General features: G+C 40.2%; 11 protein-coding genes and 1 other RNA gene. 8 read left to right on the plus strand and 4 right to left on the minus strand.

Annotated elements, in window-relative coordinates; translation table 11 throughout:
• Positions 1–57: 57 nt before the first annotated feature.
• The 3 genes from dnaE to tilS all read left to right on the plus strand — a co-directional run bounded on the left by dnaE (position 58) and on the right by tilS (position 6090).
• Positions 58–3576: a DNA polymerase III subunit alpha gene (dnaE, locus tag ACZ1GV_RS03480; protein ID WP_472675249.1), complete on the plus strand. Its 3519-nt coding sequence runs from the start codon at positions 58–60 to the stop codon at positions 3574–3576.
• Positions 3577–3629: 53 nt separating this feature from the next.
• Entirely contained in the window at positions 3630–4586 is a 957-nt protein-coding gene (gene accA, locus ACZ1GV_RS03485; RefSeq protein WP_472675250.1) for an acetyl-CoA carboxylase carboxyl transferase subunit alpha, read from the plus strand.
• A gap of 112 nt (positions 4587–4698) precedes the next feature.
• Positions 4699–6090 carry a tRNA lysidine(34) synthetase TilS gene (gene tilS / locus ACZ1GV_RS03490; RefSeq protein WP_472675251.1) on the plus strand — a complete coding sequence of 464 codons (1392 nt, stop codon included), beginning with the start codon at positions 4699–4701 and terminating at the stop codon, positions 6088–6090.
• Here the strand turns inward: tilS and ACZ1GV_RS03495 are convergent.
• Positions 6087–6980, minus strand: coding sequence for a GGDEF domain-containing protein (locus ACZ1GV_RS03495; RefSeq protein ID WP_472675252.1), 894 nt, complete (start codon positions 6978–6980; stop codon positions 6087–6089). The genes tilS and ACZ1GV_RS03495 overlap by 4 nt on opposite strands.
• Before the next feature lie 178 nt (positions 6981–7158).
• Here ACZ1GV_RS03495 and ACZ1GV_RS03500 point away from each other — a divergent pair, with 178 nt between their 5' ends.
• Positions 7159–9138 carry a monovalent cation:proton antiporter family protein gene (locus tag ACZ1GV_RS03500; protein ID WP_472675253.1) on the plus strand — a complete coding sequence of 660 codons (1980 nt, stop codon included), beginning with the start codon at positions 7159–7161 and terminating at the stop codon, positions 9136–9138.
• On the opposite strand, the gene ACZ1GV_RS03505 is transcribed toward ACZ1GV_RS03500, so the two are convergent.
• Positions 9135–10301, minus strand: a complete 1167-nt coding sequence (locus ACZ1GV_RS03505; RefSeq protein WP_472675254.1) for a patatin-like phospholipase family protein — start codon at positions 10299–10301, stop codon at positions 9135–9137. The genes ACZ1GV_RS03500 and ACZ1GV_RS03505 overlap by 4 nt on opposite strands.
• A 222-nt stretch (positions 10302–10523) precedes the next feature.
• Here ACZ1GV_RS03505 and ffs point away from each other — a divergent pair.
• Positions 10524–10620: signal recognition particle sRNA small type (gene ffs / locus ACZ1GV_RS03510), an RNA gene on the plus strand.
• A gap of 36 nt (positions 10621–10656) precedes the next feature.
• On the opposite strand, the gene ACZ1GV_RS03515 is transcribed toward ffs, so the two are convergent.
• Both ACZ1GV_RS03515 and ACZ1GV_RS03520 read right to left on the minus strand, forming a co-directional pair.
• Positions 10657–12024 carry a TrkH family potassium uptake protein gene (locus ACZ1GV_RS03515; protein ID WP_472675255.1) on the minus strand — a complete coding sequence of 456 codons (1368 nt, stop codon included), beginning with the start codon at positions 12022–12024 and terminating at the stop codon, positions 10657–10659.
• Positions 12021–12680, minus strand: coding sequence for a potassium channel family protein (locus ACZ1GV_RS03520; protein ID WP_472675256.1), 660 nt, complete (start codon positions 12678–12680; stop codon positions 12021–12023). Before ACZ1GV_RS03520 ends, ACZ1GV_RS03515 begins: the two co-directional genes overlap by 4 nt.
• Before the next feature lie 238 nt (positions 12681–12918).
• Between ACZ1GV_RS03520 and ACZ1GV_RS03525 the strand changes: the two genes are divergently transcribed.
• Genes ACZ1GV_RS03525 through ACZ1GV_RS03535 form a run of 3 tightly spaced genes read left to right on the plus strand, consistent with a single transcriptional unit; the run spans position 12919 to position 16301 of the window.
• Complete coding sequence (locus ACZ1GV_RS03525) at positions 12919–14391, plus strand: alpha/beta fold hydrolase (RefSeq protein ID WP_472675257.1); 1473 nt, start codon at positions 12919–12921, stop codon at positions 14389–14391.
• A 9-nt stretch (positions 14392–14400) separates the two neighbouring features.
• Positions 14401–15135 carry an ABC transporter ATP-binding protein gene (locus ACZ1GV_RS03530; protein ID WP_472675258.1) on the plus strand — a complete coding sequence of 245 codons (735 nt, stop codon included), beginning with the start codon at positions 14401–14403 and terminating at the stop codon, positions 15133–15135.
• Positions 15132–16301: an ABC transporter permease gene (locus ACZ1GV_RS03535; protein WP_472675259.1), complete on the plus strand. Its 1170-nt coding sequence runs from the start codon at positions 15132–15134 to the stop codon at positions 16299–16301. Before ACZ1GV_RS03530 ends, ACZ1GV_RS03535 begins: the two co-directional genes overlap by 4 nt.
• Positions 16302–16375 lie beyond the last annotated feature (74 nt).

Genomic DNA, 16375 nt, shown 5'->3' on the forward strand with positions numbered 1-16375 from the left:
CTAAGCCTTATGTCGCCCGTATTTCAGTAAAATTACTATATAAGATTACTATAATTTATGTCAGAACCGTCAAACTTGCCTATTACGTCCAATCAAGATCCGAGATTTGTGCATTTACGTGTCCACAGCGATTTCTCCATGATGGATGGTTTAGCCAAAGTAAAAGTGATTCTTGCAAGAGCCGCTGAGCAATCTATGCCGGCAATTGCGCTTACGGATCAGATGAACCTTTGTGGTCTCGTTAAATTTTATGAAGGCGCCCACGGCAAAGGTATAAAACCAATTATTGGCGTCGACGTCTGGGTAAAGCGTGAAGACGATGAACCATTATTCAGATTGACGCTATTGGCTAAAAATAATGACGGTTATAAAAATATAACCACGTTAATCTCAAAAGCTTATTTACGAGGCTCTCTGCTGGGTAAAGTTGCGATAGATAAAGACTGGCTGATAGAACACAAAGAGGGCGTCATTATCTTATCGGGTGCAACGGCCGGTGATATTGCCTATGCACTTAGCAAGCACAATAAAAAGCTACTTTCCTCGGTGCTTGATTTTTACGTTGAACATTTTTCTGATCATTTTTATATAGAGCTGACGCGAACAGGGCGGCCTAATGAGGCAATGTATGTTGAGCAAGCGCTGGATTTAGCGGAGCAAACAAATTTACCTGTTGTCGCAACGAATGAAGCTGTATTTATGGATGCAAGTGACTTTGAGGCACATGAAGTTCGTGTTTGCATCAACCAAAAGCGTACGATTGATGATAAAAACCGACCTAAAGATTATAGCTCAGAACAATATTTAAAATCTGAACAAGAAATGTGTGAGTTGTTTGCTGATGTGCCGTCGGCTTTACAAAACTCCGTTGAGATTGCTAAGCGATGTAATGTTACCGTTCAGTTAGGCACTTACTTCCTACCTGAGTGTCCTACTGATGGCATGACAGAGGCTGATTTCCTAGTAAAACTGTCTGAAGATGGCCTAGAAGAGCGATTAGAGTTTCTATTTCCAGATGAACAAGAAAGAGCGGTAAAACGAGTCGAATATGATGAGCGCTTAGAGATAGAGCTGAAAGTTATTAACCAAATGGGGTTTCCTGGTTACTTTCTAATTGTTGCTGAGTTTATTCAGTGGAGTAAAGATAATAATATTCCAGTTGGTCCAGGTCGTGGTTCTGGTGCCGGTTCATTGGTGGCGTATGCGTTAAAAATCACTGACCTAGATCCTCTTGAGTTCGCATTACTTTTTGAGCGATTTTTGAACCCAGAACGTGTTTCTATGCCCGATTTCGATATCGATTTTTGTATGGATCGACGCGATGAAGTTATCGACCACGTTGCCGAGCTTTATGGCCGAGACGCAGTATCACAGATCATCACATTTGGTACTTTGGCTGCCAAAGCCGTTATCCAGTCAGTAGGTCGGGTACTTGGTCAACCATTTGGTTTTTTCGATCGGATATCAAAACTAGTCCCAGGCGATCCGGGTATTACATTAGAAAAGGCATTTAAAGCTGAGCCGCAGTTAGAGCAACTGTACAATCAAGACGAAGAAGTTCGCGAACTGATCGATATGGCCCGAAAGCTTGAAGGTGTGACTCGAGGTGCCGGTAAACACGCAGGTGGTGTTGTAATTGCACCTACTAAAATCACAGACTTTGCGCCACTTTATTGTGACGATGAAGGTAAAAACCCGGTTACGCAATTTGACAAAAATGATGTCGAGACTGCAGGGCTCGTTAAATTCGACTTTTTAGGTTTAAGAACACTCACCATATTGCAATGGGCGATTGATATGGCCAATAGCCGTATCGATGATCCAGAGCAACACGTTGATATTGCATCTATAGATATGGCTGACGCAGCTAGCTTCAGAATGTTGATGAATGCTGAAACAACAGCTGTGTTCCAGCTAGAATCGTCAGGTATGAAAAGCCTAATTAAAAAACTTCAACCTGACTGCTTTGAAGATATTATCGCATTAGTAGCGCTATTTAGACCGGGCCCATTGGATTCGGGCATGGTAGATAACTTTATTGAGCGTAAACACGGTCGAGAAGAGGTTGCTTATCCGGATCATGAATATCAGCATGAATGCCTAAAAGAAATTTTAGAGCCAACCTACGGCATTATTTTATACCAAGAACAAGTAATGCAGATCGCCCAGGAAATGGCAGGTTACTCGTTAGGTGGCGCTGACTTGCTACGTCGTGCTATGGGTAAGAAAAAGCCCGAGGAGATGGAAAAGCAACGCTCATCATTTGCGGAAGGTTCAAAGAATAATAATATCGACCCAGAATTGGCGATGAAAATCTTCGACTTAGTAGAAAAGTTTGCCGGCTACGGATTTAACAAATCTCACTCAGCAGCATATGCGTTAGTTTCCTATCAAACGTTATGGATGAAGTGCCATTATCCATCAGAGTTTATGGCGGCGGTAATGTCTGCTGATATGGACAACACGGATAAGATTGTTACTTTGGTCGATGAATGCGACCGCATGAAGCTAACGATTGAGCCACCTGATGTTAATTCGGGTTCATATAAGTTTACCGTAAATGACGAAGGGCATATCGTCTATGGCATCGGCGCAATAAAAGGCGTGGGTGAAGGACCTGTTGAAGCCATTTTGGAAGCTCGAAATGAAGGTGGCAAGTTCACTGACTTATTTGATTTCTGTGCTCGAGTTGACGTTAAGCGAATAAACAAGCGCGTAATGGAAAAGCTTGTTTTAGCAGGCGCACTTGATCAACTTGGGCCAGAACCGCACACACAAGAGAATAGAGCCATCATTATGGCGTCTCTCGAAGATGCGATGAAGGCCGCCACGCAACACGCAAAAAATGCTGATTTAGGTCAGTCGGACTTATTCGGTTTGTTCGCAACAGAGCATGAAGAAGTAAAGCCACAATTTAAAGAAGCAAGCCTATGGCCAGATGCGATTTGGCTGCAAGGTGAAAAAGATACATTAGGACTGTTTTTAACTGGTCATCCAATAAATGCCTATCGCAAAGAGTTAAGGCATTACACAAAGCTTAAATTATCGGAAGTTGAACCAACTCGCCGTGATCAAACGGTCACTGTTTGTGGGTTAATTATAGACATGCGAGTGCTAGTTAATAAAAAGGGTAACCAATGGGCGCTGGTCACCTTGGATGATAAAAGTGGACGGTTAGACTTCAGATTATTCCCAGAACAGTTTGAACAATTTAAAGATTTACTGCAAAGTGGTGAAATTATAGTCGTTTCTGGACAGGTCAGCTTTGATAATTACAGTGACGGCAATACAATGACCGGACGTGATGTTATGTCATTGACTATGGCAAGAGAAAAATTTGTTCGAAACATTAAGTTAAATGTAACAGGAGAGGCACAAGCAACAAGCCTTAAACAACATTTAAAACGAATTTTACTGCCGTACAAAGATGGAACAACACCAATACGAATTGGCTATCAAAATGAATTGGCAAGTGCGGAGTTGGAGCTAGGAACAGCATGGCGGGTTACGCCGGATGAACAGTTGTTTATAGACATCAACGAGAACTTGGCTATTGAGCCTAAATTAGAATTCTAAATATTCATGCTTTGAATCATGGATAGAAAATTAAAGTAAATACTGGTGGAACAATGAGTCTCAATTATCTTGAGTTTGAACAACCGATTGCAGAACTAGAAGCAAAAATTAATGAGCTACAAAACGTTAATCGTGGTGGTGAATTAGATTTAGGACTAGAGCAAGAAATTTCAAATCTAAAAGACAAAAACCGTGAATTAACTGAGAAAATTTTTGGCAACTTAGGGGCTTGGCAAGTCGCGCAAATCGCAAGACACCCTTTACGTCCTTATACAAAAGATTATATTGAACGTATTTTTACTGAATTCGATGAGTTAGCTGGCGATAGAACCTACGCAAACGATTTAGCGATTGTTGGCGGCATAGCAAGATTGGACGATGAGCCAGTCATGGTTATAGGTCAACAAAAAGGTCGTGATACGGCTGAAAAAATCAAACGTAACTTTGGTATGCCAAAACCGGAAGGGTACCGTAAAGCATTGCGCTTAATGGAGATGGCAGAGCGTTTTGACATGCCAATTATTACGTTTATCGATACACCAGGAGCATACCCTGGCATTGGTGCAGAAGAACGCGGTCAAAGTGAAGCTATTGCTCGTAATCTAAAAGTAATGTCAGGATTAAAAGTACCAGTTGTTTGTACTGTCATTGGCGAAGGTGGTTCTGGTGGAGCCCTAGCAATAGGGGTTGGCGATAGAGTTAATATGTTGCAATACTCTACGTATTCCGTTATCTCGCCAGAAGGTTGTGCTTCTATTTTATGGAAGAGTGCGGCCAAGGCGCCTGAAGCAGCTGAAGCCATGGGTATAACTGCCACTAAGATCAAAGAGCTAGACTTAATAGATAATATCGTAAAAGAGCCTTTAGGTGGCGCTCACCGCGATATGGATAAAATGGCAGCGAATTTAAAGCAGCGTATAAAACAAGATTTAACGGACTTAAAAACGCTATCAAAAGAAGAATTACTCGATAAGCGTTATAACCGTTTAATGGCGTTTGGCTATTTATAAATAAAAAATTATCGTATTATTAAGCCGTCTCCAAGATGGCTTTTTTTATGCCTGAATTTTAATGTAATGCAGCATACAAGACTCTAATGAAATGAAACAAACAAGCGCTACTATGACTTCACCTGATGCAAAAGAGCTTTATCAGTTTATTAAGCTAAATAATTTGCAGATTGACCAACATGGTAATACTAGTAATTTTGTGGTGGCACTAAGTGGAGGGTTAGACTCCATGGTGATGTTACGCTTAATGCTAGAATTACGTTACCAGTTTGATATTCAATTTAGCGCTATTCACGTTCATCATGGTTTAAGTGTTAATGCAGATAATTGGCAACGAAGTGTAGAAAAGTATTGTGAGATTAATCAAATTCCATTGCAATCACATAAATTGTCTCTAGAAAAAACACCCCAACGTTCACTAGAACAAATAGCTCGAGACGCTCGGTACGAGGTTTTTGCCAAAACATTGCCATCGAGTACTTTCGTGTTTACAGGGCATCATTTACAAGATCAAATGGAAACGTTTTTTCTCAGATTAGCCAGAGGTTCGGGTAGCAAAGGCTTGGCTTCTATGACAGCAGTTAGTGACTTACCCAATCATCAAGGCAAACACAAACAAATAAAACTTGTTCGTCCTTTGTTATCGTTATCAAAGGGACAGTTACAGAGTTATGCGCAATCACAATTTCTTGAGTGGATTGAAGATGAAAGCAATCAAGATACTCATTTTGATCGCAATTACATTCGCCATGAACTCACTCCAGTTCTAGAAAAACGCTGGCCTAAAATAGGCTCATCCATCAAAACTTCCACAGAATTGCTATCTAAAGAAAACGAATTACTTGGAATTTACCTTAGTGAAGAACTAGCGCAATTACTTGAGCCTGGAGTATGTGATTTCGAGGCACTAAATTTAGAAAAGTGGGAAAAATTACAAACACTTAAGCAAGCTGAGCTGATTCGTGTTTTTATCAAACGTAGAACAAGTCGTGCACCATCAAGAAACGTTTTAGCGGAAGTGATGTCTAATGTTATCGCGAGTAAAGATGATAGTCAGCCGAAAGTCGTTATGTCGGACTTCACCATAAGAAGATTTAAAAATAAGCTATATTGTGAACAAATTGAACAGGCTCCATTACCTCAATTAATTTCTTGTTCACCCGGTAACATCAATGGGAATAGCGCTGTGGTTCACTCTCATTGTGTATTGCCAGAGGGTAGTTTGTATCAAGGTAAAAGAATTGAAATTAAACTGCATAACAGTATCAAGTTAAATGAGTCAAATACCCTAGTTGTGAGGTGGGGTCAGGTTGGCGATAAAATACAGCCTAACCAGTCTTCTGGAAACAAAAAAGTCAGTGAGTTACTAAAACAACTGGGCTGTCCAGCTTGGTTAAGAAGTCGTGTGCCGCTGTTATATTTGAATGGTGAGTTGGTGTCAGTAGTTGGTTATGCGATTGCGTATCCGTTCCAATCGCATATTGAGCTTGATTTTCCGCGTTAAGCGAATTCTACGCGGTTTTTACCAGCTGATTTTGCTTGATACAAAGCTTTATCGGCTCGAGCAAATAAACTAGCTTCAGTATCACCGTCTTTATAATATGAGCAGCCAATACTAACGCTGACATCATACTTTTTTACTACAGATGAAGCAGTTAAAGCATCTAGTAAGCGCTTAGTAACTACCGATGCTGAGTCATGATTATCATGCTCTAGGATAATAGCGAATTCATCACCACCAAATCGAAAGAACTGGTCTGTTCCTCTCAAACAATCATTTGTTAAAGCAACAAATTGAATTAGCAAATCATCGCCAATCTGATGGCCGTATTGATCGTTAACTTGTTTAAAATTATCTAAATCCAGAACTAACAGTGCAAAAGGTTGCTGGTGACGCTTCGCTTGTAACAAAGCTCTGCCAATCCCATCGTTATAACTAGCTCGGTTTCCAATACCAGTTAATGAGTCTTGCAATGCAAGTTGTTGCAATTGCCAGAACGCCAACGCATTACGCAATGGAAAAACCAAGCGCTTTTGAAAGTTACTTAGTGACGACAAAAATATGTCAGTAATCGGCTTTTGCGAGTAGTAAATTACTCGTCCCATTAACTGGTCATGTATACGAATCGGTAATGAAAGCCTTTCATTATCATCGCTTGCATTTCCAGCCTCAAACTTTCCATGGTAGGTTTCTAATTCAATACCAGTAATTTTGAAGCTACTAGATAAGGCACGCAGAAATATAGACAGCTGCTGGGTAATATCCAGCGTTGTTTGTAACTGCTCTAACAGTGAAACCTGATCACCATATGAGGTGTTGTAGCCTGACCAATTCGTCAATAAGGCAGCATTTGAGTCAGGGTTAATAACGTCCAAATGACTAATATAATCCACTGATGCCTCCGTAAATAAATAATAAAAAAGTAAACCTGACTGGTATAAGCGAAAGTCGTGCCACTTATGCAATAAGCTGATAAATATAGAAAAATGATATGACTGAAATTTGTTCTGCTACACTGACAAAATACTGTCGGCAATGGGTTGCCAAAATTAGGATGAGAGTAGATTAGTTATGGGCCATGGTTTTTTTCTTGAATTGATTTTTTTATTGGCCACTTCGGTGTTTTTGGTTTGGCTTTTCAAACGATTAAAGTTACCAGCAATTTTAGCCTATTTAGTTGCTGGTGTTATCGCCGGCCCCCAGGTTTTCAGTATCATTGCAGAGCCTAAAGATTTGGTTTTGGTAGCCGAACTTGGCATTGTATTTTTGTTATTCAGTTTAGGTTTAGAGTTTTCGGTACCTAAATTAGTAGCCATGAGACACTTAGTATTTGGGGTCGGCAGTGCGCAGGTCGTCCTGACTCTTATTATATTTATGTTGATGTTTGTTGGCCTAGATCAAACTTGGGAAAGTGCGTTCATTATAGGCAGTATTTTCGCACTATCGTCTACTGCCGTTGTTGTAAAGTCGCTTAATGAAAGTGGCTTAACACAGACAAAACGCGGACAAATAGCCATTAGTATTTTACTGTTTCAGGATATTGCGGTTGTCGCGTTTTTAATCGCTATTCCAATTCTAGGCGGTGACGGTGAAACAAGCGTATTAGTCGCTATCGCCATTGCACTAGCAAAAGGGGCTTTGGTAGTAACTATTTTACTGTCGGTAGGGAAATGGGTTTTACCGAGAATCTTTAATCAGGTCGCGCAAGTGCGCACGGATGAGTTATTTGTATTAACCGCTATTTTGGTCACGGTTTTAGCCGGCACGCTAACCAGCTTTTTTGGCTTATCTATGGCTTTGGGAGCATTTCTTGCCGGTATGATGCTTAGTGAGAGTCAGTATAAACATCAACTCGAAGCTGACATTCGCCCTTTTCGTGACATCTTAATGGGGCTGTTTTTTATATCTGTTGGTATGGAACTGAATATTCAAGCTATGTTACACCAATGGGTATTTATTCTATCAGGCATAGTCATCATGTTACTTATTAAGACTATTTTGATTCGACATGTCGCCGTTTTAGCTGGCGAGACGAGCGCCGATGGTTGGTCTGCAGGTCTTATGCTTTTTCAAATGGGTGAATTTGGTTTTGTCTTAGTCGCATTGGCTCAACAGTTTGATCTTATCTCGTCTGAGTTGGCCGCTGCATTGTTAGGGATAGGTGTACTGAGTATGGCGGTTACACCAACTATAATTAGCAATGACAAAAGGTTAGTTCTGGCGGGTAGTCGTTTATTTGGTAACACAGAACAAGAACATATAGAGACAGCCGAGGCGGAGTTTGAAACGGATTTGAAAGATCACGTAATTATTTGTGGCTTTGGTCGCGTTGGCCAAACAGTAAGTCGCTTTTTAAAATCTGAAGCTGTGCCATATGTGGTATTAGATGTCGACCCGGTTCGAGTAGCAGAGGCGCAGGCCGCCGGTGAAAACGTGCAATACGGACATGCTCGAGATAAGGCTATATTAAAAGCGGTAAAAATAGAGGCGGCGAAACTCGTAGTTATTACATTTGGGGATTTAGCTAAAACTCAAACTGTTATTAACAATGTAAAGCAATGCGTCACCTCAGCCAGAATTATGGTACGTACTAAATCGGACGAACATATGGCATTCATATTAGAGGAAGGCGCGGATCAAGTGGTTCCTGAGGCAATTGAAGGTAGCTTGATGTTGGTTTCTCAGGTTCTATTTGAATCAGGCGTGCCTATGTCTAGAGTATTAAGGCGTATACGCAAAGAGCGCGAAAACCGCTACGGTCAGATGCACGGTTTTTATCAAGGCGAGGGTACCGAGGTATCGAACGATAAAAGAGACTTACTTGAGTTTATTCACGCTATTGCTATACCTGCAGGCGCATACTCAATAGGCAAAACATTGTCAGAACTCGGTATCGTTGAACGACGCGTCGATATTGTCGGGTTACGTCGAGATAGACAAGAAATATCCAATCCAGACTTAAATACAATTGTGCAAGCTCAAGATATTATCGTAGTGAAGGGTAAACCTAGAAGAGTAGAGAGAATTGAACGATTTTTGATGACAGGCTAGCCTGTCATCTTTTTCATAGCTTTGGGGTTGGCTTCTAACTCAAGAAACTCAAGAATTTCATCAATACGTTCGACACCATCTTCGTAACCAATTTGAATTAATTTTTCGGTAAAGGGTTTTTCAAACAAAATATAACTCAATAATGCTGACTCGGCATTTTGCTTCACACCAAAAAAGCGCATAAGAAACTTAATCGCTGGTGGTAAGTTTTTATAGTAGTGACGAGCAAGTTTATTGAAGTTTCTCGAAGGGTTGATAAGAAGCGTGTCCACTTTTTTCAGCCCTGTTTTTTCAGTTGGCGCATATTCTAGCGTTTTGTTTATCCGTTGTAATCGCTCTAAATCTGCATTCATAGAGTCGGTAAAAACAGTATCGAGTAAGTGTCCGGTAATGGCAGCTGAGTTTGGGTGGAATTCAGATTGACCGTAATACTTATCCTTATTCGGTTGCTCGACACCAATGATTAATATTTTATCTGCTCCTAAATGTATCGCAGGACTCAAGGGACTTAATTGATGAATTGCACCATCTCCATAGTAGCTATCACCTATTTTTATACTAGGAAACATGAGTGGAATTGCCGACGACGCCATTAAATGTCGTGTTGTTAATACGGTTTTAACCCCTTGACGTTTTGCCCGCTGCCACTCTTCACCTTCGCTTGACTGAAAAAAAGAAATAGAGTCGCCATTACTATAGCTTGATGCTGATACTGAAATTGCGGTGAGATGATCACTTAAGATGTTTCGATCAATTCTCTGAAAGTTTATTACTTGTTTTAACAAATTCCGTAAAGGTTCGTTGTTTAATAGGCTCGTAGCTCTATCTAGGCCTCGCTTCGTGAAGCGTGATAAAAAGTTTTTAAAGAGGTAAGTAAATACGCCAGTCCAAGAGCTAACGTATACCTGATCAGTCGTAAAGTTTTTCCAAACCCACTCTGTTTTTTTTACGCCCAAATGGAAACAAGATGCATGCGTTGATAATGTAACTGCATTAATGGCACCAGCAGATGTACCACAAATAATCTTAAATGGTATTTTTTGGTTACGAGGTAAATGTGCCGTAATTGCCTTAAGAACACCAATTTGATAAGCGGCCCGAGCACCGCCGCCAGTTAAAACCAAGGCAATTTGTTTTGGGTCTTTAGTTTGATTAAAAAGCATGAGGCTAGTTTATCCTTATCATAACGAGCATTTACTTTTGATAACATAGTGTACCTTAACGACAAGGCGCTATGTTATAAAATAATGCAATAATTGAGCGACTCAATTATTGACCAATTAACGGCAGTTTTCCTTTTACACCTTGCAACTGGTATTGGTTTGCGTAATAATTCGCGGCGTTGAGGTAACGCAATGTAGTTCAACAGTTCGTTATGGTGACCTCATTGGTTCTCTCGCAACGATAGCTGGTAAACTTGGTCAGGCCCGGAAGGGAGCAGCCATAGCTAGTGATTCGTGTGCCGAGATGTCGCTGGTGAGGTTGCCACCTGAATTCCTCAGTGTTAACAATCTTCAATTAACCCACTTTGATAGATGTAGAAGCATAAGTTACGTGTTTTCGCTTAGAAGTCGCAAGCAGGTACATAAAGCTTAACGGCCCAACTCGACCTACCAACATCAAAAAAATTATTATAAATTGGCCATAAATACTCAACGTTCCAGTTAAGCCGCGTGATAGACCAACAGTGCCAATTGCCGACACCGTTTCAAATACGATATCAAGAAAGGGAGCATCTTCGCTTAATGTCAATAAAAAGATCCCTGCAAAGATTAAAAATATATAAACGACAAATAGCGAAAGCGCGGTAAATATCGCCTTGTTTTTAACACTTCGTGAAAAGATCGTAACTTGCGAGCGCTGTCGCAAAAAGTGATAAGTAGCCAATAGTAAAATAACAAAAGTTCCTAATTTTAACCCACTCGCGGTACTTAACGAACCACCACCTATAAACATCAATAAAATAACTAATAAGGTACTACTGTTTTCTAGCTGCTCTATTGGCAGAGTATTAAACCCGGCAGTTCTGGGGGTGACCGCTTGAAACCAAGATGCCCATAATTGTTCCGAAAGAGGAAGCGTGGCAAGCGTCGCTGGGTTGTTCTTTTCAATCAACCAAAAAAGTAAAAACGCAAGAGCATTAATTATTAGGGTTGCGATCAACACCACTTTGGTATTTACCGTGAATTTAAACCAACGGCGATTGTCTTTAATATCAATCAATACAATAAAACCCAATCCACCAATAATAAATAACAAGGTTATGACTAAGTTAATTCCAGCATCACCTCGAAAGGCGGTAAGACTATCGGCGCTTAAGGCAAAACCGGCATTATTAAATGCTGAAATAGTGTAAAAGAATGCATTATAGGTGGCGTCACCAATTGATTGTTGTTGTAAAAATAGTAATGTGAGCAAGATAAATCCAATGAACTCAATCACTAACGCTATGATTATTACAAATTTAGCAATATTGGTAATTTGTTCGAGACTAGTCTGGCCGAGCGCCTCTTGAGCAACTTTCATACGGCCAATGTTAAATTTAGCACCCACACTAGTGGCCGCAAGGATAGCGAAAGTAACAAAGCCGAGCCCACCAATTTGAATGAGTAAAGCTATAATGGTTTGGCCCCAAATAGTAAACTGTGAACCTGTGTCAACCACCACTAAGCCTGTTACCGTCACCGCGGATGCAGCTGTAAAAATAGCCTGGTTCCAGGATATTGGGGTTACATAAGAAAATGGCATCATTAACAGTAACGCGCCGATAAGTATTACTGTCGAAAACCCCCAAAATAAGACGAGCGGCGGACTGATGGTTCGGCACTTTGATGGAATCTTTGGGCTCGGTTGATAAGGTAAGTAGTTTGGATCCCAGTTTTTCATTTATTAAGTAACTTAGGGGCAATGCCTTTTAATGCATTGATGGAGCCCGAGAGTATTAAAGAGTCGCCACAATTAAGTATAAAGTCACTATCAGGGTGATTAAAAGCGTCAGTTTTTCTCTGAACCGTTAAAGCCGAAATATTGTTTTGCTTGTCCTCAATTAACTCTTTTAGTTTTGAGCCATCTTGTTTTTCAGTGACAATAACTTCAACTAAATATTGCTGATGGCCAATGCTCATGTATTGATTAACCATTGGATAATTTAGAGATTGTGCAACGCGAATACCCATCTCCTCTTCCGGGTGAATAACTCGTGCGACGCCTAGCTTACTTAAAATCATATGATGCTGTTTAGACGTAGCTTTAACCCATATTTCCTCTACGCCCATGGTTTTTAATGTAAGTACACACAACATACTTGCTTCCAAATTTTCACCAATGGCAACCAGAACAGCATCTGAAGCGTTTACGTTGAGTTCTTTTAGGGCTTCTTCATCGGTCGCGTCTATAACGGCAGCAACAGTCAGCTTATCTGCGACTTTGTTGATAAGTTTTTCACTAAAATCAATGCCAATAACTTGATGCCCAAGTCTAATCAACTCCTGACTTGCCGCTAGTCCAAATCGACCTAGTCCAATTACCGTATATTGCTGCATTTGCTGTCCTCTTTTACTAAGGTTTAAGAATGATATTCTGACTAATAAATACAAGTATTTAGCTTACGATATATAGTAATAAATTGGACAAAATTGTTTACAAAACACTTAGCCATACTTTGTTACAAAAACAAGTATCAATATCCACACTTGAAGTATGTATCAGATTGCCAATACAGTACAAAAAATATAAAGTGACTGAGTAAAAAACTACAACAATGAAAGGAAGTTATCCGTTATGAACCCTGCTAAATTACGTGCTTTTGTACTCTTGAGTACAGCATTAGTAATCTCGCCATTTGCTCATGCATTAAATACAACAGAGAGCTTGAACCTAGAAAAGTGTTTTGTAGATGGTGTAAAAAGTAAAGCGTTGTGCGGCACTTATACGGTACCGGAGAATCGAGCCAAAGCATTATCAAACGACAATAAAATAGACTTAAATGTTGTTGTACTGCCAAGGTTTAAAGAAGAGAGTAAAGCACTACCTGTAGTCTTTTTAGCAGGCGGACCAGGACAAGCAGCAACAGAACTTGCTGGTGGTCTTAATATGATGTTGAATGATGTAAGACAACAGCATGACATCATTTTGGTCGATCAGCGTGGTACAGGAAAGTCTTCTCCAATAGCGTGTGATCAAGAGGGTATCGAACCGTTATCGTTTGACGAAAGAAAAATTGATTTACAAAAAGAAGTAACTAAGTGTCTCGACTCGGCGAAAGGTAAGCATTTGCCGAGTTATAACTCTATTGAGTCAATTAAAGACATAGAGGCAGTACGAGAAGCTTTAGGCCATAAAAAAGTTCATGTGTTTGGTGGTTCCTACGGTACCCGAGCGGGTTTTACATATTTACAGCAATTTCCAGAGTCTATTGAAACTGCAACATTAGACAGTAATGCACCGATGCAACTAGTCATTGGTTTCTTTGGTAAAACGTCTGAGCGAGCTTTTGATTTATTAGTGGAAGATTGCAAAGCGCATGAAGAATGTAATAAATCGTTTCCTAATCTTAAAAATGACTATTTAACATTAGTTAGTCGCTTAAAAGAACAGCCGGTTACTGAACGTATTTATCATCCATTAAGCGGCAAACCAGTTGATATGGTACTGACCCACGATAAAGTTACCGATGCACTTCGAAGCACCTTATATGCACTGGGCTCACGCGTTATCCTTCCATACGCGGTGAATAAAGCCGCTAATGGTGATTATCGAGCTATTGCCGCCATGATAGGTCAGACTGATGATCCTAAAAGAGCGCCAGGTCAGTTGTATGCCGGACTTACTATTAACATTTTATGTAATGAAGACTTTCCTCGAGCGTCGGAGTCTGATTATCTTAATGATGCGGATAACTACTTTAACGGTGAGCGCGGTTACTCGGCATTAAGCACGTATTGCGACTATTGGCCTCGTTGGGCGGTTGATGCTGATTTTAATAAACCGTTAAAAACCTCTGTTCCAGTACTTTTATTCTCTGGTAAATATGATCCTGTAACACCTCCTGAGTATGGTGATATGGCGATGGAGACACTGGAAAATGCGAAACATATTGTAATCGAACAAGGTTCTCATGTTGCTTCATTTAGAACCTGCTTAAAGCCAATTCAAGAGTTCTTAAAAACCTCCTCGTTAGAAAACTTGGATTTTAGCTGCGCTGAAGAAGTTCGCCCGCAGCTATTCTTTACCAACATGAACCAAATTAAGTAAGGAAACGGTATGTTAGAAGTTAAAAATCTAGTCAAAAAGTTTGGTGATGTTGAAGCGTTAAAAGATTTAAGCTTTAGCGCCCAAGATGGACAAATTACAGGGTTGCTTGGTCCTAATGGTGCCGGTAAAACAACGGCACTTAGAGTACTTTATGGTTTACTAAAAGCAGACCAGGGAGTTGGTTTTATCAATGGTATTGATAGCCAAGTTGACCCAATCGGCGCGAGACGTGAAATTGGTATTTTTCCAGATAAATTTGGCTTGTATGAGCGATTAACTGCTCGTGAGCAAATTGCTTATTTTGCCGATTTACATGGCTTAAATGGTGATAAGAAACATCAGGCGATTGAGAAAGTAATCGATCGCTTAGACATAGGTGACATTATTGATCGCCGTTGTGCTGGTTTTTCTCAAGGTCAAAGAATGAAAGTTGTGTTAGCGCAGAGCTTAGTCCATGAGCCTAAAAACCTAATTCTTGATGAGCCAACTCGCGGTTTAGATGTGATGAGCACGCGGATTTTAAGAGACATACTTATCGAGTTAAAAGCGCAAGGAACCTGTATTCTGTTTTCTTCACACGTAATGCAAGAAGTTGCAGCATTGTGTGACAAAGTTATCGTGATAGCTGACGGCAAAATTGCAGACGAAGGAACACCTGCTGAGCTTTGTGAACGCACAGGTAAAGAATCATTAGAAGAAGCATTTGTGACACTAATTGGCAGTGATGAGGGGATTGCAGCATGATTAAAGCATTATTTAAAAAGGAATTTATTGACACTATTCGTGATAAAAGATCCGTTTTTGCCGCGCTGTTTGGAGCATTATTCACACCATTGTTATTTGCGGCCATGATGACGTTTAACATCGAAAAGGCTCGCTCAGTAGACGATATCTACATTGAGATAAACAATGCAGAGTTAGCACCACAAATTGTCGAACTTTTAAATCGCGAAAATATTTATAACGCGCCAACTCCAGAAAAAGGAAAAACCTTTGAGCTTGATGGCGAAAAGCATGAGCATTCAAAAATTACGCTAACATTTGATGAAGACTTTGATGCTCAGTTATCAAATGGTCAACCTGCGCTGGTTACGCTGAATGCGGACTATTCAGATCAGGAACGATCTGCAAGTATACGCCGCGTTAAAAGAGTCTTGGAACAATATGAAGGTGCTGTTGTCAACATGCGTTTAATTGCACGAGGTGTCTCTCCAGTGTTAACAAATGTCGTTAACTTAGATGAACAAGATACCAGTACACCAGGGTCTAAATCGGCAATTATATTAGGTATGCTGGGTGTATTTATCTTATTTTCAGTTTTTGTCTCTTCAACAAATGTTGCGATTGACTGTTCTGCAGGTGAGCGTGAACGGAATTCATTAGAGTTATTGTTGATGCAACCCGTATCCACTTTTGATGTAGTAGCGTCTAAAACAATAAATACCGGATTGTTTGGTTTATTTGCAGGTACGTTAAGCATCGCTTTAACTGCGTTTGTTGTGCCGTTTATTCCGCTTCATAAAATAGGTATGGCGTTTAATTTTGACCTTGAAGTGGCATTAACAATGTGGGTAATCATCTTTCCGTTAGCCTTTTTTGCAGCAGCGTTTCAGCTAGTTACTACGTTCCATGCTAAATCGTTTAAAGAAGCTCAAACCTATATTCAATATACGATAATGTTGCCTCTAATTGTCCCAATGGCGTTGGAGTTCAGTAAATATAAGCATGCCGCACTAGATTATCTGCCAATAGTTGCGCAACAGCAGGCTATTAGTAAATTAATAAGAGGCGAGTTAACAGATTTAACCCCAGTAATTGGTGGGTTTGTTGTTACTTTATTATTTGTTTATGGCTTGGTGCTATTTACCTCAAAGTCTTTACGCTCTGAAAAAGTAGTACTTGGTCTTTAGTGGAAGTGTTCATTCAGGTAGAATGACCTCTGATATAAAAAAGCACAGCAATGCTGTGCTTTTTCTTTATAAAA

The organism is Psychrosphaera sp. HA2-10 (genome assembly GCF_055693745.1).